Below are 18,794 nucleotides of genomic sequence, written 5' to 3'. Positions count from 1 at the left end.
ACCGTAGGTTTATGGTTACCGAAATCCCGACGCCGGCTCACCTCGAGTCGAAGCCGCGTATGCGCGGGGTGATCCACCAATACAGCGCGTGGATCTCGACGCTCGCCGTCGCCGCCATCGTCATCGGTGCCGCCCAACTCAAGGGGGTCGGCGCCGCGCTGGCATGTGCGATCTACGGGATCACCGTGTTCGGACTCTTCACGATCAGCGCCACCTACCACCGGCACAAGTGGGGATCCGAGCGCGCGGCCATGCTCATGAAGCGGGCCGACCACTCGATGATCTTCTTGTTCATCGCCGGCTCCTACACGCCGTTCTCCTACCTCGCCCTGCCGTCACCGACGCGCTGGTGGGTGCTGGGCATCGTCTGGAGCGGGGCGATCGCCGGCATGGTGCTCAAGATCGCCTGGCCCCAGGCCCCACGGTGGCTCGGCGTCGCCCTCTACATCGGCCTGGGCTGGGTCATCGTCGCCAAAGCCTCCACGCTGATCGAATACTCCGGCGGGCTGGTCATCTCACTGTTGGTCCTCGGCGGGGTCCTCTACAGCGTGGGCGGCGTCCTCTACGCGCTGCGCTGGCCCAACCCGTGGCCGCAGACCTTCGGCCACCACGAGTTCTTCCACGCGTGCACCGTGGTGGCCGCCATCGCCCACTACACCGCGATCTGGCTCCTGCTGCTGCACTGAGCCCGGCGCGGCGGAGGTCCGCCGTTAGACTCAGCGCATGCTCGCCGTCGCAGCCCCGCAGACCGGTGCGGTCCTGCGCACGGTGCGCGGCCTGACCGTCGGGAGCCTCGCGGCCTTCCTCGCGCTCGGCGGGCACCTGGCCGCCATGCCGTCGGACACCCCCGGGATCGGCCTGCTCACCCTGCTCGTCCTCGGCTGTGCCGGGGGCGGCGCGGCCGCCGGCGGCCACCGCGCCCGCTCGTGGCAGCTCGGGGCCCTGCTCGCCGCCGCACAGGTCCTCGGCCACCTGACCCTGACGATCGGCGCCGCCCACCCCATGGGGCTGCCGTCCCCGACGATGATCGGCGCCCACGCCGTGGCCCTCGCCGTCGGGATGGTCGTCGTCGAAGCCGCCGAACGCGCCGCCGCGCACGCCCTGGGCCTGCTGCACGCCCTGCACCGGACCGACTCCCCCGGCCCGGCGCCCGCGCCGCGCCCGTGGGCCGTCGTCTGCTCTGATTCACCGCTGGTCGCAACGCTGGACGCCGTTGCCCGACCCATTCGACGGGGACCGCCGGCGCTGGCCGCCGTCAGCCCCTAACCGTCTGCACACCTCTCCGCCCGGGCCGCGCGCCCGCGGCCGGTCGACGGTGCGCACCACCCGAATCGAGCCGTCCCCGTGTTCCGTCCCCTGCTGCCCTTGATCCGCCGGCTGCATTTCTACGCCGGCATCCTCATCGCCCCGTTCCTGCTCGTCGCCACCGTCAGCGGCGGCCTGTACGCCCTCGCCCCCACCGCCGAACAGTTCGTCTACCGCGACCTGTTGCACAGCGACTCCGCCGGCCCGCCGCACACCATCGCCGACCAGGTCGCGGCCGTCCGTGCGACACACGACGCGGTGACGGTCACCGCGGTCGACGCCGCCGCGGCACCCGGCCAGACCACCCGCGTCTACCTCGCCGACGATTCGCTGGGCGACTCGCAGCGGCGGACCGTCTTCGTCGACCCGGGTAGCGCACGGATCCTCGGCGAGACCGTCACCTACGGCAGCAACGGCGCCCTGCCGCTGCGGACGTGGATCGACCACCTGCACCGCGACCTGCACCTCGGCGACGCCGGGCGCCTCTACAGCGAGACGGCCGCCTCGTGGCTGTGGGTGGTGGCGCTGGGCGGACTGGTCCTGTGGATCGCACGCTTTCGCACCCGTCGGCGCAACACCGGCGAATCCTGGTGGCGCGTGGGCACCGTCGCGCGATCGGGCACACGGCGCACCCGGACGCTGAACTGGCACGGTGCGGTCGGGTTGTGGCTCGTCGTCGGACTGGTGTTCCTCTCGGCCACCGGCCTGACGTGGTCGCGCTACGCCGGGGAGAACATCGCCGAATTGCGCAGCCAATTGAGCTGGCAGCGCCCGAGCCTGCCGACCGTCCTGCCGGTGGCCCACCAGCACCACACCGGCGCCCACCCCGGTGGGGAGGCGCCCACCCCTTCTGCGCCCACCCCTTCTGCCCCGACCATCGTCGAGGACCGGCTCGACGCGATCACCACTATCGCGCGCGATCACGGCGTCGACGGCCGCGTCGAAATCTCCCTGCCCACCGATCCGTCAGACGCGGTCACGGTCACCCAGACCCGACTACCCTGGCGCTACTCGTCGAACGCCGTCGCCATCGACCCGACGACCCTGGCGGTCACCGCCGAGCTGCCGTTCGCCAGCTGGTCCTGGCCGGCGAAGCTGACCGACTGGGCGATCCAGCTGCACATGGGCATCTTGTTCGGCTGGGTCAGCGCGCTGGCACTGGTCATCCTCGCCGCCGCGCTGACCACCGTCATCGTGCGCGGATACCTGATGTGGTGGCGCCGCGGTCCGGCCACCCGGCCGGGGCGCGCACCCTCGCGGGGAACGTGGCGCACGGCCGTTGCCTCGTCGGGGTGGGGCACGCGCCTGGGCTTCGCCGCCCTGGTCGCGACCACCGCGGCCGTCGGGTGGTTCGTGCCGCTGCTGGGTATTCCGCTGGCCGCCTTCCTCGTCGGCGACGCGCTGATCGGCCGGGTCCGCGACCGGTCACCGGTGCGCTGACCTCGCCAGACCCGGCCGCGCCCCGGACTCAGCCCTTGGCGGCCGAGGCCAGGGTGCGCAGCACCTCGTCGGTGGCCTCCCAGCTCATGCACTTGTCGGTCACCGACTGGCCGTAGACCAACTCCTCGGCGTCGGGCGACTGGGCCCCGGCCACGAGGAAGCTCTCCAGCATCACGCCGCTGACCGGCACGCCCGCGGCGACGAGGTCGCCGATCTCGGCCGCGACGACGGCCTGGCGCTCGTGGTCCTTGCCGGAGTTGGCGTGCGAGGCGTCGATCATCACCCGCTTGGGCAGCCCGGCACGGTCGAGCACCGAGACCGCCTCGGCGACCGACCCGGCGTCGTAGTTCGGTCCCCGGGTCCCGCCGCGCAGGATGATGTGGCAGTCCTCGTTGCCCGCGGTCTCCACGACCACGCCGTTGCCGAAGTCGTCGAGCCCGAAGAAGACGTGCTGGGCCGCCGCGGCCTTCACCCCGTCGACGGCCACCTGGACGTTGCCGTCGGTGCCGTTCTTGAACCCGATGGGCATCGACAGACCCGACGCCAGCTGGCGGTGGACCTGCGACTCGGTGGTCCGCGCGCCGATCGCACCCCAGGCCACCGCGTCGGCGATGTACTGCGGGCTGTTGGGCTCGAGGAACTCGCAGCCGACCGGCAGACCCAGGTCGATGATGTCCAGCAGCAGCGACCGTGCGGTCCGCAGGCCGCGCTCGACGTCGAAGCTGCCGTCCATGCCCGGATCGTTGATCAGGCCCTTCCAGCCGACCGTGGTGCGCGGCTTCTCGAAGTACACGCGCATGACGATCTTGAGCCGGTCGGCGTATTCGTCGGCCAGCGGGGCGAGCCGGCGCGCGTAGTCGAGCGCGGCGATCGGATCGTGGATCGAGCAGGGCCCGACGACGACGAGCAGCCGCTCGTCGCGCCCGGCCAGGATGGCGGCGATCTCCTCGCGGTCGCGCGAGACGGCGACCGCGCGGCGTGCGGTCAGCGGCAGTTCGCTGCGCAGCGCGTCCGGCGTGGGGATCGGACGGAACGCCCGGATGCGCCGATCAGACGTCGACGTCTGCGCATTCAGGTCTGGGGTGGTGGTCACTGGTGTTCGCCTCTCGCGTTGGTACCCGACGGGCCCCGCGGCGGAGCCCTGAAAAACAAGAGAGCAGCAACCAGGTGGTCGCTGCTCGGGCTCCGGATGTGAATTGTGCGCGCGAAACTACCGCTTCACCGCAGGCTCACCCGGAGCCTCGGTAAAGCGCCAATATGCGCGCACGGTGGTGGTCACGCCGACCACGATAGCACCGGCGCTCGCCGGCCCGCATTGTCGGCCCTGCCACAATCGGCCGAATCCAGGGGGGTCGAGGGCATATTTCCCTCGAGGGGGCTTATTTCGGCCGATTCTGGTCGAGTTCGCGGCGCAGCGCCTCGGCGTCGCCGAGCGGCAGCGAACACGTCGTCCCGCGACAGACCAGGACGGTGTCGGCCGGCTGGTCCGCGGAGAACCCCGTGTCGCCGGCGGCGGTGACGACCGCGTAGCCCGGGGCCGCCTCGCGCGCCACGGCCAGCAGCCGCGCGGACGAGGCGGTGAGGTGCATCGGCCCGGCCAGGGCTGCCTGCGCCACCGCCAGCCAGTGCCCGGCCGCACGCGGCGCCTTCGCCAGCAGCACCGCGGCCCGACCCAGGGTCTGGTCGGCCAGGCCGGCGTAGCGCCCGGCCCGGTCCGGATCGGCCAGCATCGACGCCGCCAGCAGCGCCTCGGCCGTCAACGACGCCCCCGACGGAGTGGCGCCGTCGGCCGGGTCGCGGGGCCGCACGAGCAGCCCGCCGTCATCCGGCGCGTCGAACCACGAACCCGCCTCCGCCGAATCGCCGAAGGTGTCGATGGCGCGGTCCAACAACTCGAGGGCCGTGCTCCGCCAGTGGTCGTCGCCGGTCGCGGCGAACAGCGACAGCAGGGCGACGACGAGGGCGGCGTGGTCGTCGAGCATTGCGGCCGGTTCCCCGACGACGCCGTCCAGCGAGCCGCGGCGCAACCGGCCGTCGACGATGTGGCTCTCCACCAGCACGGTCGCACACCGGGCGGCCCGGTCCACCCACTCCTGGTGTCCGAGCGCGATTCCCGCCTCGACGAGTGCGGTGATCGCCAGCGCGTTCCACACCGTGACGACCTTGTCGTCGCGGGCCGGTTGTGCCCGGTCGTCGCGCGCCGCGCGCAAGGCCGCCACCACCGCGGCGAAACGCGCCGGGTCGTCGGGATCGTGCGGGAGTTGCAGGGTCGAGGCCCCCTCCTCGAACGTGCCGGCCGCGGTGACCCGGAACAGCGTGGCCGCCCACGCACCGTCGTCGGGCCCCAGCACCTGGTCGAGCTGGGTCGGCGTCCAGACGTAGGTGGCGCCCTCCACCCCGTCGGTGTCGGCGTCCAGCGACGACGCGAACCCGCCGCCGGCAGTGCCGAGCGCCTCGTCGAGGAATGCGACCGTCTGCTCGCACACCCGCTCGGCGACCCCACCCCGGTCGTGGCGCGCGAGCTGGGCGTAGGCGCGCAACAGCAGCGCGTTGTCGTAGAGCATCTTCTCGAAGTGCGGCACCACCCAGGCCTCGTCGACGGCGTAGCGCGCGAAACCACCGGCCAGTTGGTCGTAGATGCCGCCGCGGGCCATCGCCGCACCGGCGCGCGCCACCACGTCGAAGGCCGCCGGCGAACCGACCCGCTCGTCGTGGCGCAGCAGCGCCAGCATCGTCGCCGACGGCGGGAACTTCGGCGCGCGGCCCAAGCCCCCGTGGACCGGGTCCTCGTCGGCGATCAGCGCCTCGACCGCGGCGGCGACGAGCCCGTCGTCGACGCGCGCACCCGAGTCGGGCAGTCCCGACGCGGTCGCCGCCAGGTGGGCGCGCACCTGGCCGGCGACCTGGCCGACCTCGTCGCGGCGCTCCACCCACGTCTGGGTGATCGCGGCGAGGACCTCGCCGAACCCCGGCTGCCCGCCGCGCGGTTCCGGCGGGAAGTAGGTGCCGCAGTAGAACGGGTCGCCGTCCGGGGTGAGGAAGCACGTCATCGGCCAGCCGCCCTGCCCGGTCATCGCCACCGTCGCGTTCATGTAGACCGCGTCGATGTCCGGGCGCTCCTCCCGGTCGACCTTGATGCAGACGAAACCGTCGTTCATCTGTGCCGCGAGGGCGGGATCGTCGAAGGTCTCGTGCGCCATGACGTGGCACCAGTGGCAGGCCGCGTACCCGACCGAGAGCAGCACCGGCACGTCCCGGCGCGCGGCGTCGGCGAAAGCCTCGTCGGACCACTCCCACCACTGCACCGGGTTGCCGGCGTGCTGGCGCAAGTAGGGGCTGGTCGCGGAGGCGAGACGATTGGCCACCCGCCCAGCCTAGCCGCGAGGAGTTAGGGCGAGGCGGTGTCGTCGGGCGCGTCGGCGTCCGGCGCGTCGACCGGGATGCTGACCTTGTCGGTCCCCTCGTCGAAAGCCTGGTCGGCCTCGGGGTGCTCGGTGTCGAAGGTCTCGGGCAACCGGCGCAGCTGGGTGTTCATCGAGCGGATCAACAGGGCGGTCCCGGCCAGGAGCACGAGGATGACCAGCAGGCCGATCGGCGAGGCCTTGCCGAACTCCGGACCCTTCGTGTCATCGGGCGCGGCGAGAAACATCGTGAGGTTCGTCGCGACGACCGTCATCGTCGGGCTCATCATTCCTCGATCCCGGTGAACAAGTCGGTCTCGGGGATCGACGTGGTCACCCGTGTCTGCGCCAACTCGAACTCTTCGGTCGGCCACAAGCGCTGCTGCCACTCCAAGGGTACTGCGAAGAAAAATCCGTTCGGATCTATCTGGGTCGCGTGGGCCCGCAACGCGTCATCGCGCGCCTGGAAAAAGTCCGCACATTCGATCTGCGTGGTGACCCGGGCCATCATGTCGCCCTGGTTGCGATCCCACTTGTCCAGCCACTCCTTGAAGGGGCTCGTCTGGCCGTTGCGGTCGAACTCCTCGGAGAACCGCAGGATCCGGTCGCGGATGAAACCGTGCGTGTAATAGAGCTTGCCGACCGTCCACGGGTCGCCCGTGCCGGGGAAGGCATCCGGGTCGCCGGCCTGCTCGAACGCGGCCACCGACACCTCATGGCAGCGGATGTGGTCGGGATGCGGGTAGCCGCCGTGCTCGTCGTAGGTGATCATCACGTGCGGACGGAAGTCGCGGACCACCTGCACCAGCTTCTCGGTGGCCGTCTCCAACGGCACCGTCGCGAACGAGCCCGCCGGCACCGGCGGCAGCGGATCACCCTGCGGGAGCCCGGAGTCGACGAACCCCAACCAGGTCTGGTCGACGCCGAGGGCGGCCGCCGCGGCCGCCATCTCCTCGCGGCGGACCTGGGCGATGTTCTCCAAAATCCCGGGCCGGTCCATCGCCGGATTCAGGATGTCGCCGCGCTCACCGCCGGTGAGGGTGACGACCAGGACGTCGTGGCCTTCGGCGGCGTAGCGCGCGGTCGTCGCAGCGCCCTTGCTGGACTCGTCGTCGGGATGCGCGTGAACCGCCATCAATCTGGCCATGGCTTCATGGTAGGTATTGACAGGTGAACGCATCCGACGGGGGCCGCTACGGGCCGCGCGCGACCTACCCGACCGAGCTGTCGAATCGGTCGCGCCGCAAGTGGTTCCTGGGCCTGACCGGCCTGGTCCTGGCCGTCGGGGTCGTGCTGGCGATCATCGGATTCCAGAAATTCGGCAGCCCCGACGTCGCCGGCGAGGGCACCGGCTTCTTCATCACCGGCCCCACCACCGTCGACGTACAGTTCACCGTCTCCCGCGCCGACCCGAGCAAACCGGTGTCGTGCGTGCTGAAGGCCCGCGCCAAGGACGGCAGCGAAGTGGGTCGACGCGAAGTCCTGATCCCGGGCGGGCAGGCGCCGCGCGTCGGGGTCCGCACCACCGTCCACACGTCGGACCGGCCCGTCGTCGGTGAGGTCTTCGGATGCGGCCCGACGGTGCCGCCGTATCTGACCGCGCAGGACGACGAGTAGTGGCCGAGCAGCGCCGCACGGCTGCGTTCGCCGAGACGGGTAGCCGCTACTTCCCGGTCCTCGTCGGGCTGTTCGTCGGCGTGATGCTCATCAGCAACGTCACCGCGTCGCGGCCGGCGGTGTTTTTCTCGTCGTGGCTGCAATTCGACCTGGGGCCGATCCACGTCAACGGCCTGCCGACCGACGGCGCCTTCTTCCTCTTCCCGCTCGCGTACGTGCTGGGCGACGTCATCAGCGAGGTGTACGGCTTCCGCGCCATGCGCCGGGTGATCGCGCTGGGCTTCGGGATCCTGCTGCTCGCCTCGGCGAGCCTGTGGGTGGCCGATCAGCTCCCCACCTCCGATCCGGTGACCGACGCCCAGACCCACGAACTGCAGGCCGCCTTCCACACGGTGTCCGGGGTCATCCCGCAGATCTTGATCGCCGGATTGGCCGGTTACCTGGTCGGCGAGTTCCTCAACTCCTACGTCCTGGTGCGGATGAAGGAGCGCTCCGGCGAGCAACGCCTGTGGGCGCGGCTGATCGGTTCCACCATCGTCGGGGAGGCCGCCGACACCGTCGTCTTCTGCGCCATCGCCGCCCCCGCGCTGGGGTTCACCACCTTCTCGTCGTTCCTCTCGTACACGCTGGTCGGCTTTGTGTGGAAGGTCTGCATCGAGGTGCTGGTCATGCCGATCACCTATGCCGTGTGCGGATGGCTCAAACGTCGGGAACCGACGTACGGCGAGCAACTGCAGTCGGCAACGAACCGATAACGGTTGTGCTGCGGGACACAACGACTGGTAGCCTGTAGGCACAGCACGGCCCCAAATCGTGGGGCCGTGTTCAGTTGCATTTAGGACAGTGTCCAACCCGCACCGCGCCTCATTTGGGGGCGGCCCTGCGGGTTTCGGACCAGATGAAGGAGTATCCGATGGCCGACACCACCTGGCTGACGCAGGAGTCCCACGACCGCCTCAAAGAGGAGTTGGACTCGCTGATCGCCAACCGTCCGGTCATTGCCGCCGAGATCAATGAGCGCCGCGAAGAGGGCGATCTCAAGGAGAACGGCGGCTACCACGCCGCGCGCGAGGAGCAGGGCCAGCAGGAGGCGCGTATCCGCCAGCTGCAGGATCTGCTGAACAACGCGAAGGTCGGCGTCGCCCCGACGCAGTCCGGCGTCGCGCTGCCGGGCTCGGTGGTGACCGTCTATTACGACGGCGACGAGTCCGACACCGAGACCTTCCTCATCGCGACCCGCGAGGAGAGCGCCGCCGACGAGCTGGAGATCTACTCCCCGAGCTCGCCCCTCGGTGCCGCCCTGCTCAACGCCAAGGTCGGCGATACCCGCGAATACGCGGTGCCCTCCGGTGCCCAGGTCAAGGTGACCCTGGTCAAGGCCGAGCCGTACCACGGCTGATTCCAGTGCCGTTTCGTCAGTCCCGCATCGTCCGGTGCGGGACTGACGAGTTTCTGAGGGGTTGGCGCGCGCCACAGGTCATGGCACGTATCGACGTCCAGCGCGCTCGGCGAAAGCATCCAGTGCGGCGAGCACTTCTGGCGCACGCCACGCCCGGTTTCGCGCTCGGTCGGTGAACTCGACGATGATCCCAGCCTCGATGAGTGGGTCGATGTATCGTCTGGCGTTGCCGGTTCGAATCCCAAGCTCGCGCTGTAGCAGCACCGCGTTGAATACCGGGCGACTCACCAGAAGATCGGCGACCCGGTGAATCGACGAGTCCCGGCGGGCGACAATCCTGTCACCCCACGCCGACCGGATCTTTGTCAGATCGTCCACGAGTCGTCGACCGTTGGCGACCGCGTGCGATGCCGCTGCCGCCATCACGGCAACAATCCGACTCGCGTCTCCCTCACGGTATGCCGTGAGCGCGGCGAAGTAGCTCTCGGTGTCGGCAAGCAGGCCGGCGGAAACCGGAACTGTGATGCGGCGAGTCAGCCGTTGATGCCTAAGCATTGCCTGGAGTAGAGCGCGCCCGGTTCGCCCGTTCCCGTCGGGGAACGGGTGGATGGTCTCGAACTGGGCATGCGCAACGGCCACCTGCATCAGCACCGGCACATCGTCGCGGGAGGCGAAGGCGACTAAATCGTCGATCGCCGCGGGAACCCTGCTGTGATGCGGTGCCACAAAATCGGCACCCCGAGGACCGAACGGGCCACCGCCGATCCACACTTGCTCGGTGCGCCACTTCCCGGCGATCTCGGGTTGGCTGGGTGCCATCAATGCGTAGTGCATCGCAAGTATCGCGTCGGTGTCGATACGGTCGGCCAAACCGACTGCCGCGCGCATCGCGTCGGCGTTGGCGACAATCAGGTTTGCGTTCTTCCGCGTGCCACCGAGCACCTCCGCTTCGGCGATCGCTCGCGCCGAAGCCGTCAGGTTCTCAATGTTCGAGCTTGCTGCGGCTTCGGACCGCAGGAGAACGGTGGTAAACGACGCGATCTCCGAGCCGAGTTCGGCGTCGAACCGCGCGATCTCGTGCGCGGCGTCGTCTGCGTCGGCAAGAACCGACTGCGGCAGCGCGACGGCGAGTTCGGCGATATCGGCCGGAATTGCGGCCTGGTACACCCCGGATTGCCGAACCGCCGCGCGCTGGTCAGCCACCCCGTAACGGGCTTCGACCGGCAGGGCCCAAGTCAGTTGCTCGTAGGCCACTGCGGTACCAAGTGAGGCCATACCCCCGACAATAGCATCACTTATGCGAGTAAGTGATGTCATCGCTGCCACAACAACACCCAATGTCTGCACACTTTGTTGTGGATAGGGTAATGTCGTGCGGCTTTGCACCGACACCACGAGGGCGGCCGATGACACTCACCTTTGCCGACATCACCACCGGTGTGCGATTGACCGGCCGGTGGCCGCGCCCGGTCACCGTCGTCGCGGTGACGCCCCACGGCGACTCGGCTCTGGCCATCGTCGTGCGCGACGACGAGACCGGCATCGCCGAGGAGATGCTCTACGAGTCCGAGCTGGCCGACCTGACAATCGCCGCCGACTCCGCCGGCTGGACCTTCGACTCCGACGCCGGTCGGTTCAAGCTCGCCACCGAGGCGCTGCGCATCAGGATGGCCGGTGCCCATGACCCCATGGTGGCGGTCGCCACCAGCGACATCTCGCCGCTGCCCCACCAGATCCGGGCGGTCTACGGGGAACTCCTCCCCCGCACACCGTTGCGCTTCCTCCTCGCCGACGACCCCGGCGCGGGCAAGACGATCATGGCGGGCCTGTACGCCAAAGAACTGATGCTCCGCGGCGACCTGGCACGCATGCTCGTCGTCGCGCCGGGCGGACTCGTCGAGCAGTGGCAAGAGGAGTTGGAAACCAAGTTCGGGATCACGGCCACGCTCCTGACACGGGACATGATCGAAGCCAGCGTCGACGGTGACCCGTTCTCCGGGCACCCCGTCATGATCGCGCGGATGGACCAACTCGCCCGCAACGAGGATCTCCTCGAGGCGCTGTCGCACACCGATTGGGATCTTGTCGTCGTCGACGAGGCACACCGCATGTCGGCGAACTGGTGGGGCGGTGAGCTGCGGATGACCCGACGCTTCGAACTGGGCCAGCTCCTCGGTTCGATCAGCCGCCATCTGCTGTTGATGACGGCGACCCCGCATTCCGGCAGCGACGACAACTTCGCCGCTTTCCTCTCCCTCCTGGACGAGGACCGGTTCGCCGGCCACCAACTGCCCGGCGCCCCGACCCCGGACACCTCCGGATTGATGCGGCGCATGGTGAAGGAGGAACTGCTGACCTTCGAAGGCAAGCCGCTGTTTCCGGAGCGGATTGCCGAGACGGTCCCGTACGACCTCTCCGACGGCGAGCTGGAGCTGTACGAGGCGGTGACCCACTACGTTCGCGAGGAGATGAACCGCGCCGAGGCTCAGGCAGATTCACCGCAGCGGCGCACGGTCGGCTTCGCCCTGACCGTCCTGCAACGACGCTTGGCGTCGAGCACACACGCCATCCTGCGCAGCCTGGAACGCCGCCGTCACCGGCTGGCCGCCATGCGCGCCGAGCTGCAGGCCGGACGCAATCCGTTCGCCGACCCGGCCCCGCAGGACTTGGATGCGCTCGACGATTCCGACGATTTCGACGCCGCCGAGTACGAGGCCGCGGCCGACGAGGTGGTCGATGCGGCGACTGCCGCCCGCACCGTCGCGGAATTGGATGTCGAGATCGCGCTACTCGACGACTTGGTCGCGATGGCGACGCGGGTGCGCGACTCCGGCGTCGACCGCAAGTGGTCGGAGGTGCGCGACCTGCTGATCGACCGCAAGCTCCTTCGCGGGCCCGATGGCCAGCCGCGCAAGCTCATCATCTTCACCGAACACCGAGACACCCTCGACTATCTCGCTCGACAGATCCGCAATGTGCTGGGCAGCGACGAGGCGGTCCTCACCATCCACGGCGGGACGCCCCGCCGCGAACGCACCGTGCTGCGCGAGCAATTCACCAACGATCCCCGGCGGCAGGTGCTCGTCGCCACCGACGCCGCGGGTGAGGGCCTGAACCTGCAGGCGGCGAATCTGATGATCAACTACGACCTGCCGTGGAATCCCAATCGGTTAGAGCAGCGATTCGGCCGGATCCACCGCATCGGGCAGAAGCAGGTCTGCCGCCTGTGGAACGTGGTCGCCGATCAGACCCGCGAGGGCCAGGTCTACCTGCGCCTGCTGGAGAAGATGGAGCAACAGCGAAAAGCCTATGGCGGCAAGCTGTTCGACGTGCTGGGCGAATCCTTCACCGAGCAACCGCTGCGCAAGCTGCTGATGGATGCGATCCGCTACGGCGACGACCCGAAGCGGCTCGAGGAGATTGAACGGGTCGTCGACGCAACCGTCGCCGACGGGTGCCGTGATCTCGTGCAGTCGCGGGCCCTGGCCCGGGAGACGCTCGGGCCGCTCGAGTTGGAGCAGTTGCGCAGGGAGATGGATGAGGCCCAGGCCCGGCGGCTGCAGCCGCACTACATCGAACGGTTCTTCCGCGAGGCGTTCGGCGCACTCGGCGGGCGTCTCGCCAAGCGCGAGAAGGGCCTGTTCCAGATCGCCAACGTGCCGCTGGTGCTGCGCGACCGGCCGGCGCGGCGGGAGCACGGCGGGCGCCCGGTGGTCCGGGCGTATGAACGCGTCGCCTTCGAACCGGCCGCCGCCGAAGGCGTCCGACACCGGGTCGATTTGTTGGCGCCGGGGCACCCGCTGCTCGATGCCGTCGTCGACGCGACCGTCGAGCGCGGATTCGACGAGTTGCGCCGCGGTGCGGTTCTCGTCGATCCCGCCGACCCCGGAGACCAGCCGCGGGTCATCGTCGCCATGACCGGCGAGATCGTCGACGGGACCGGTCGGGTGGTGAGCAAGCGGTTCAGCTTCGTCGATCTGCGCCCCGACGGAACAGCGTCCGACGCGGGACCCGCTCCCCATCTCGACCTTGCTCCTATCGACGCATGCGCCGACCCGGTTGCGGCCCGCCGCGCCGCTGATCGCGCACTGGCGACGGAATGGCTCTCCGGTCAGCTCGCCGACGCCGCCATGGGTTGGGCTGCCGGCACCGCCCAACCGCAGCATCTGGCGGAGGTGCGCACACGCCTGGTCGCCGAGATCGACCGAACCGCCGATGCCGTTCGGTCGCGGTTGCACGGGCAGATCAACCACTTGCACGGTGAAGTCGCGCGGCTGCGCGAGGAGGATGCCGCGGGTGGTCGGCGGCGCAAACGCCGACACAGCCCGGACACCCTCGCCGCTCGCGCCGAGGATCTCGAATTGCGATTGGAGCGACGGTTGGCCAAGCTCCAGCGCCAACGCGCACTGACCGCCCGGCGTCCCGAATTGGCCGCGGTCATGGTGGTCATCCCGGCGGGAATGCTCGGCGGCGCGGTGGCGCAATACGCCCGGGATACGACGCTGAGCGAGCGTCGAGCGGTGGATCTGGCATTGGCCTCCGAACGCGCCCTGGGCCGCTCACCCGAGGAAATGGCGCACAACAACAAGGGCTTTGACATCCGTTCCACCACGCCGGGTACCGCCGATCCGACGGTGTTCCTGGAGGTCAAGGGCCGCGTCGAAGGAGCCGACAGCGTCTTCGTCTCCTACAACGAGGTGCTACACGCACTGAACACTGGGCAGCAGCACCGATTGGTACTGGTGTCGGTGAGTCCGGATGGACCCGAGCACGACGAAATCCGTTATCTCACCGACTATTTCAGCGACGTGCATCTCGGCGATGCCGACGTCGCCGGGGTGCAACTGCAATGGAAGAAGGTCTGGGCCAAAGGCTTGCCGCCGCACTGACCTAACCACTACACACACACACTATGTTGTGCGGTACCCTGCAATGTTCCGCCCACTTCCACCGAGGGATATCCGTGTCTACGTCTGCACATCATGTTGGTTCATCGATTCCTGCCGCCGAGCGGCGCAAGCTCATCGAGGTCAGCATTCCGCTACAGAAGATCAACGAGGAGTCGGCCCGGGAGAAGTCGATCCGGCACGGTCATCCGTCGACCCTGCACCTGTGGTGGTCGCGTAAGCCCTTGGCAACCTCACGTGCGGTGTTGTTTGCACAACTCGTTGATGATCCGGCTTCGCGACCCGATCTGTACCCCACCGTCGAAGACCAAGAACTCGAACGCAAGAAACTGTTCGAGCTGATGGAACGGCTCGTCGTCTGGGAGAACTCCAATGATGAGGCCCTGCTGCGCGAGGCATACCAAAAGATCCTGGAATCCACCGACGGCAACCCGCCACCCATCCTCGACCCCTTCGCCGGCGGCGGGTCGATTCCACTGGAAGCCCAACGCCTCGGATTGGAAGCCCACGCGTCGGACCTGAATCCCGTGGCGGTGCTCATCAACAAGGCGCTGATTGAGATCCCACCGAAATTCGCCGGTCAGCGGCCGGTGTTCCCCGGTGCCGCCGACGAGACCTTTCAGGACTGGCCACGAGCCACCGGCCTGGCCGAGGACGTCCGGCGCTACGGCCAATGGATGCGCGATGAAGCCGAGAAACGGATCGGGCATCTCTACCCGAAGGCGTCGCTGCCCGACGGGACCAAGGCCACGGTCATCGCCTGGATCTGGGCCCGTACGGTGACCTGCCCCAACCCCGAGTGCCGGATCGCCATGCCACTGACGAGCAAGTGGTGGCTGGGCAAGAAGAAGGGCAAGGAGGCCTACGTCGTCCCGGTGATCGAGGGCAAGACCGTGCGCTTCGAGATCGACCACGATCCGGCAAAAGCCCCAACGGCGGAGACCGATGGGACCGTCGGACGCCAGGGGGCAACCTGCGTGCGCTGCGGGTCAGCAGTTGAATTGAAGTACATCCGCGCCGAAGGCCGGGCCGGCCGGATGGGATCCCAACTCATGGCAACCGTCGCCGAGGGCGATCGCCGCCGCATCTACCTCGCACCAACTCCCGAGCATAAAAGCGCGGCCAACGTGGAACGGCCTGCGACGGCGCCGCCCGGATCGATCTTTGACAACCCACGCAACTTCAATACGAAGGTCTACGGACTAACCGAGTTCGCCGACCTCTTCACCCCACGCCAGCTCACCGCACTGACCACCTTCAGCGACCTGGTCAGCGAAGCTCGAGAGCGAGTGCTCGCCGATGCCCGCGCGGCCGGGATGCCAACGGGTGACCGCCTCGAAGCTGGTGGCATCGGCGCTGCCGCCTACGCCGATGCGGTGGCTACATACTTGGGTTTGGTCAACAGCCGCTGCGCAGACTACTGGTCCGCAGTTTGCAGCTGGCACAACACCGGCGAAAAGATGCGAAACACATTCGGCCGCCAAGCCATTCCGATGGTCTGGGATCTGGCTGAGTGCTCACCATTCTCAGCCTCATCCGGGGGCTATGACAGTCAATTGAGGTGGACCTCATCGGCTTGCGGGAGAACCCCAGCCACCAACCAAGGCTTCGCGCGATCCGCATCAGCACTCGAAGCGGTCAATCGACCCACAACCGGGCTTTCGACGGACCCGCCCTACTACGACAACATCGGCTACTCGGATCTGTCGGACTTCTTCTACGTGTGGCTACGGCGGTCCTTGAGCGACGTCCACCCCTCCTTGCTCTCGACCATGCTCGTCCCCAAGGCCGAGGAACTGGTCGCGAATCCCTACCGTCATGGCGGCAAGGATGGCGCCCAAGAGTTCTTCGAAGACGGCTTTCGCGAGGTCTTCCGTCGAGCCCGGGAGAACGCCCTGCCGGATTTCCCGATCACCGTCTACTACGCCTTCAAGCAGCAGGACACCTCCAAGGACGGTCAAGCATCGACCGGTTGGGAGACCCTGTTGGAGGGCATGATCACGTCCGGCTGGCAGATCACCGCCACGTGGCCGATGCGGTCCGAGCTCGGCAACCGGATGCTCAGCCAGGGCACCAACGCCCTCGCCTCCTCAATCGTCCTCGCATTGCGTCCGCGTCCGGAGAACGCACCGCGGATTGACCGTCGTGGATTTACCGCCGCCCTCAAATCCGAACTGCCGCAGAAGCTTCGAGAGCTCCAGCAAGGGTCGATTGCCCCCGTCGACCTCCCGCAGGCGGCGATCGGCCCCGGTATGGCCGTCTTCTCCCGCTATAGCCGGGTGATGGAGGATGACGGCTCGTCGATGACGGTGCGCACCGCCCTGCAGCGCATCAACGTCATCCTCGACGAAGTCCTCACCGAGTTGGAGAACAACTTCGACGCCGAGACGCGCTTCGCGCTGACCTGGTTCCGCCAGCACGATTTCGGCACCGGGGTCTTCGGCGATGCGGAGAACATCGCCAACGGTCGCGGCATTTCGCTGGACCACGTGGAACGCTCCGGAATCCTGACGAAGGGCGGCGGAAAGGCCGCCTTGATCGCGCCGCGCGATATGCCGGCCGACTACGACCCCTCCGGCGACGACGCGATCAGCCAATGGGAGGTGGTCATGCACCTGACTCGCGCCCTGGCGACCGACGGCATTCCGGCCGCCTCGGCCCTGCTCGGCCAGGTCCCGGGCACCGTCGACCGCGACCTGTGCCGCGAGTTGGCGAGTCTGCTGTTCAAGCTCGCCGAGGACCGCAAGAAGACCGCACTCGCCGTCGACTTCAACCAGCTCGGCGCGGCGTGGAACGACATCGCTCGCGGCGCAGAAACCGCCGGTACCCAGGGCACTTTACTCTGATCGATTCCGCACAACAGGTGTTGCATTAGCTCGTATGTTCGAGTAGCATTGGATCATGGAGCAGATGACCCGCACCGATGCCACCCAGCGTGTGGCCGCCGAGAGCGACTCGCCCTCGTCGACTGCGGATGCCGCGACGGTATGGGAGCGGGTGTCGGAGGTGATGGCCGGTTTCGCGGCCGGTCGCGGTGCGGGTGACGCGGCGGCGGTCGTGGCGGGTATCGGGGCGTGCGACTGGGTGGAGTCGTACGCCGCCTGGTTGCGGTATCTGCGTGCGGCGGAACTTTTCGATATGGTGCTGGCCGAGATGACCGATGCTGCCGCGGTCGCCGGGGCAGGCGCCGAGGTGGAGTTGGACCTCTTCGACGCCCATACTCAGACCGCGGCGCGGTTGGCGATGACGATGCGCGTGTCGCAGGGCTGGGCGGAGAACCTGTTGGCTCAAGGTATGTCGCTGCGCGACCGGCTCCCGCAGGTCGCACTGTGCTTGCGTGACGGGTTGATCACCGCGGCGCAGGTGCGGATGATCATCACCCGCACCGAACTGCTCGACCACAAGGAAGTACGGATCGCCGACGCCGAACTCGCGGCAGCGATCCGCGGCAAGCGCGGCGGTTACTCGCTGACGGGCATCCGAGATTTGGCTGATCGGCTGGTGTTCCGGATCGATCCGGACGCGGTGCGTCGTGCCCGGGAGAAGAGCGTGGCCAACCGGACGACGTGGAACAATGCGACATCGCATGGCATGGCGAACCTGGGAGCGTCAATGAGTGCGGAGAACGCAGCGATCGCCCACGCTGCCGTTCACGCCCTCGCCGCAACCGTGTGCGCCAATGATGGCCGTAGCAAGGCTGCTCGTGCCAGCGACGCCTTCTACGCTCTGCTGGCCGGTCAGCGGTTCAACTGCGAATGCGACCGGGATGACTGCCCTGCCGACATTCCCCGCCCAGGGCAACTGCGGACCGACACCGCCGGTCAGATCGTGGTGCATGTCGTTACCGACGCCGCCACCGCCGAGTCAACCGCGGACAATCCGGGATTCATGGATGGCTACGGAGTGCTCAGCGCCGCTCACATCCGCGACATTCTGTCCCGCCCGAACACTCTGGTGAAGCCCCTTGGCTCACGATCGGCACCCGATCGTCTCTCGTTGCCGTTGCACCAACCAGCCAACACGTATCGACCCTCGCGCGCGCTGGACACGTTCGTGCGGATTCGTGACGGCCGCTGCACCGCACCGGGCTGCGGCCGGCCGGCGTTCATCGCCGAGGTTGATCATGTCGTCGAATACAACCATGCCGACCCGGCCGCCGGTGGCACTACCCACCCGACCAACCTGAACAGCAAGTGCAAGTTTCACCACCTACTCAAGACCGTGGGCAATTGGACCGACGACCAAGACACCGACGCAGACGGACACACCCACATCAGCTGGACGACGCCCGAAGGTGTCACCATCGACGGTGCCGACGAGAACAATGAACATCTATTTAACGGATTGGGCCGCTACCGTTGGCACGCACCCGACGCGGCGGCGGCCACCGCTGGCCCCGAGGTTCCTCCCGGCCGTCCGGTCGGTGATCCGGAGGCAAAGTCCCGGCGGGTCACGTCACGCCTCGATCGCAAGCACGCCCGCCGACGAGCCGAACGCAACCGCAACCGCAAAGAGCGCGAGCACCACCGCAACGAAAGCAAACGGCTAGCCGCCAACCACAAGGCCCGAGTCGCCGGTCAAGGCCCGCCACTGCTGCCCGACGACCCACCGTACTGACGCGCTGATCGCTGCCACTGCCACTGCCACTGCCAGCCTGCTGCTGCGTCAGAGGTTCCTGATTCAATACTGGTAACAGATACACAACTAGTTGTGAAGGCAGGAAGC

General features: G+C 68.2%; 14 protein-coding genes. 9 read left to right on the top strand and 5 right to left on the bottom strand.

The annotated features are described in order from the left end of the window. Window positions 1-11: 11 nt before the first annotated feature. From trhA to nbrcactino_RS06095, 3 genes are all read left to right on the top strand, one after another. Window positions 12-686, top strand: coding sequence for a PAQR family membrane homeostasis protein TrhA (gene trhA / locus nbrcactino_RS06105; RefSeq protein WP_161926549.1), 675 nt, complete (start codon window positions 12-14; stop codon window positions 684-686). A gap of 37 nt (window positions 687-723) precedes the next feature. Further along, a complete protein-coding gene (locus nbrcactino_RS06100) occupies window positions 724-1,266 on the top strand; it encodes a hypothetical protein (protein ID WP_161926548.1) in 543 nt (180 codons plus the stop codon). Window positions 1,267-1,344: 78 nt separating this feature from the next. After that, window positions 1,345-2,745, top strand: a complete 1,401-nt coding sequence (locus nbrcactino_RS06095) for a PepSY-associated TM helix domain-containing protein (protein WP_161926547.1) — start codon at window positions 1,345-1,347, stop codon at window positions 2,743-2,745. Window positions 2,746-2,773: 28 nt separating this feature from the next. Here nbrcactino_RS06095 and nbrcactino_RS06090 read toward each other — a convergent pair whose 3' ends face one another. From nbrcactino_RS06090 to mca, 4 genes are all read right to left on the bottom strand, one after another. Next, on the bottom strand, window positions 2,774-3,838 hold the full coding sequence (locus nbrcactino_RS06090; RefSeq protein WP_161926546.1) for a 3-deoxy-7-phosphoheptulonate synthase: 1,065 nt from the start codon (window positions 3,836-3,838) through the stop codon (window positions 2,774-2,776). Window positions 3,839-4,124: 286 nt separating this feature from the next. Further along, complete coding sequence (locus nbrcactino_RS06085) at window positions 4,125-6,110, bottom strand: thioredoxin domain-containing protein (protein ID WP_161926545.1); 1,986 nt, start codon at window positions 6,108-6,110, stop codon at window positions 4,125-4,127. Between the two features lie 23 nt (window positions 6,111-6,133). After that, window positions 6,134-6,421: a hypothetical protein gene (locus nbrcactino_RS06080; RefSeq protein WP_186343312.1), complete on the bottom strand. Its 288-nt coding sequence runs from the start codon at window positions 6,419-6,421 to the stop codon at window positions 6,134-6,136. 11 nt (window positions 6,422-6,432) lie between these two features. Then, window positions 6,433-7,293, bottom strand: coding sequence for a mycothiol conjugate amidase Mca (mca, locus tag nbrcactino_RS06075; RefSeq protein ID WP_228460701.1), 861 nt, complete (start codon window positions 7,291-7,293; stop codon window positions 6,433-6,435). Between the two features lie 23 nt (window positions 7,294-7,316). Here mca and nbrcactino_RS06070 point away from each other — a divergent pair, with 23 nt between their 5' ends. The 3 genes from nbrcactino_RS06070 (at window position 7,317) to greA (ending at window position 9,162) form a co-directional block, all read left to right on the top strand. Then, window positions 7,317-7,763: a DUF4307 domain-containing protein gene (locus tag nbrcactino_RS06070; protein WP_161926543.1), complete on the top strand. Its 447-nt coding sequence runs from the start codon at window positions 7,317-7,319 to the stop codon at window positions 7,761-7,763. Further along, entirely contained in the window at window positions 7,715-8,518 is an 804-nt protein-coding gene (locus tag nbrcactino_RS06065; protein WP_371864491.1) for a queuosine precursor transporter, read from the top strand. The genes nbrcactino_RS06070 and nbrcactino_RS06065 overlap by 49 nt, the downstream gene beginning before the upstream one ends. A gap of 158 nt (window positions 8,519-8,676) precedes the next feature. After that, window positions 8,677-9,162, top strand: a complete 486-nt coding sequence (gene greA / locus nbrcactino_RS06060) for a transcription elongation factor GreA (protein WP_161926541.1) — start codon at window positions 8,677-8,679, stop codon at window positions 9,160-9,162. 78 nt (window positions 9,163-9,240) lie between these two features. On the opposite strand, the gene nbrcactino_RS06055 is transcribed toward greA, so the two are convergent. Next, entirely contained in the window at window positions 9,241-10,437 is a 1,197-nt protein-coding gene (locus tag nbrcactino_RS06055; RefSeq protein WP_161926540.1) for a Fic family protein, read from the bottom strand. A 131-nt stretch (window positions 10,438-10,568) separates the two neighbouring features. On the opposite strand from nbrcactino_RS06055, the gene nbrcactino_RS06050 reads away from it, so the two are divergent. From nbrcactino_RS06050 to nbrcactino_RS06040, 3 genes are all read left to right on the top strand, one after another. Continuing rightward, complete coding sequence (locus tag nbrcactino_RS06050; protein ID WP_161926539.1) at window positions 10,569-14,051, top strand: helicase-related protein; 3,483 nt, start codon at window positions 10,569-10,571, stop codon at window positions 14,049-14,051. Between the two features lie 74 nt (window positions 14,052-14,125). After that, a complete protein-coding gene (locus nbrcactino_RS06045; protein ID WP_161926538.1) occupies window positions 14,126-16,915 on the top strand; it encodes a DUF1156 domain-containing protein in 2,790 nt (929 codons plus the stop codon). Window positions 16,916-17,153: 238 nt separating this feature from the next. Beyond that, window positions 17,154-18,686 carry an HNH endonuclease signature motif containing protein gene (locus tag nbrcactino_RS06040; protein ID WP_161926537.1) on the top strand — a complete coding sequence of 511 codons (1,533 nt, stop codon included), beginning with the start codon at window positions 17,154-17,156 and terminating at the stop codon, window positions 18,684-18,686. Window positions 18,687-18,794 lie beyond the last annotated feature (108 nt).

Source organism: Gordonia crocea (assembly GCF_009932435.1).
GTDB lineage: Bacteria > Actinomycetota > Actinomycetes > Mycobacteriales > Mycobacteriaceae > Gordonia > Gordonia crocea.
The sequence above is the reverse complement of the archived record's forward strand: the minus strand, read 5'-3'. Positions and strand labels throughout refer to the sequence as shown.

What these genes read in the sequence shown, in the direction of transcription:
- nbrcactino_RS06065 (WP_371864491.1), top strand. Translation starts at nt 7,715, where the DNA reads ATGCGGCCCGACGGTGCCGCCGTATCTGACCGCGCAGGACGACGAGTA.
- greA (WP_161926541.1), top strand. Translation starts at nt 8,677, where the DNA reads ATGGCCGACACCACCTGGCTGACGCAGGAGTCCCACGACCGCCTCAAA.
- nbrcactino_RS06100 (WP_161926548.1), top strand. Translation starts at nt 724, where the DNA reads ATGCTCGCCGTCGCAGCCCCGCAGACCGGTGCGGTCCTGCGCACGGTG.
- mca (WP_228460701.1), bottom strand. Translation starts at nt 7,293, where the DNA reads ATGGCCAGATTGATGGCGGTTCACGCGCATCCCGACGACGAGTCCAGC.
- nbrcactino_RS06050 (WP_161926539.1), top strand. Translation starts at nt 10,569, where the DNA reads ATGACACTCACCTTTGCCGACATCACCACCGGTGTGCGATTGACCGGC.
- nbrcactino_RS06080 (WP_186343312.1), bottom strand. Translation starts at nt 6,421, where the DNA reads ATGACGGTCGTCGCGACGAACCTCACGATGTTTCTCGCCGCGCCCGAT.
- nbrcactino_RS06055 (WP_161926540.1), bottom strand. Translation starts at nt 10,437, where the DNA reads ATGGCCTCACTTGGTACCGCAGTGGCCTACGAGCAACTGACTTGGGCC.
- trhA (WP_161926549.1), top strand. Translation starts at nt 12, where the DNA reads ATGGTTACCGAAATCCCGACGCCGGCTCACCTCGAGTCGAAGCCGCGT.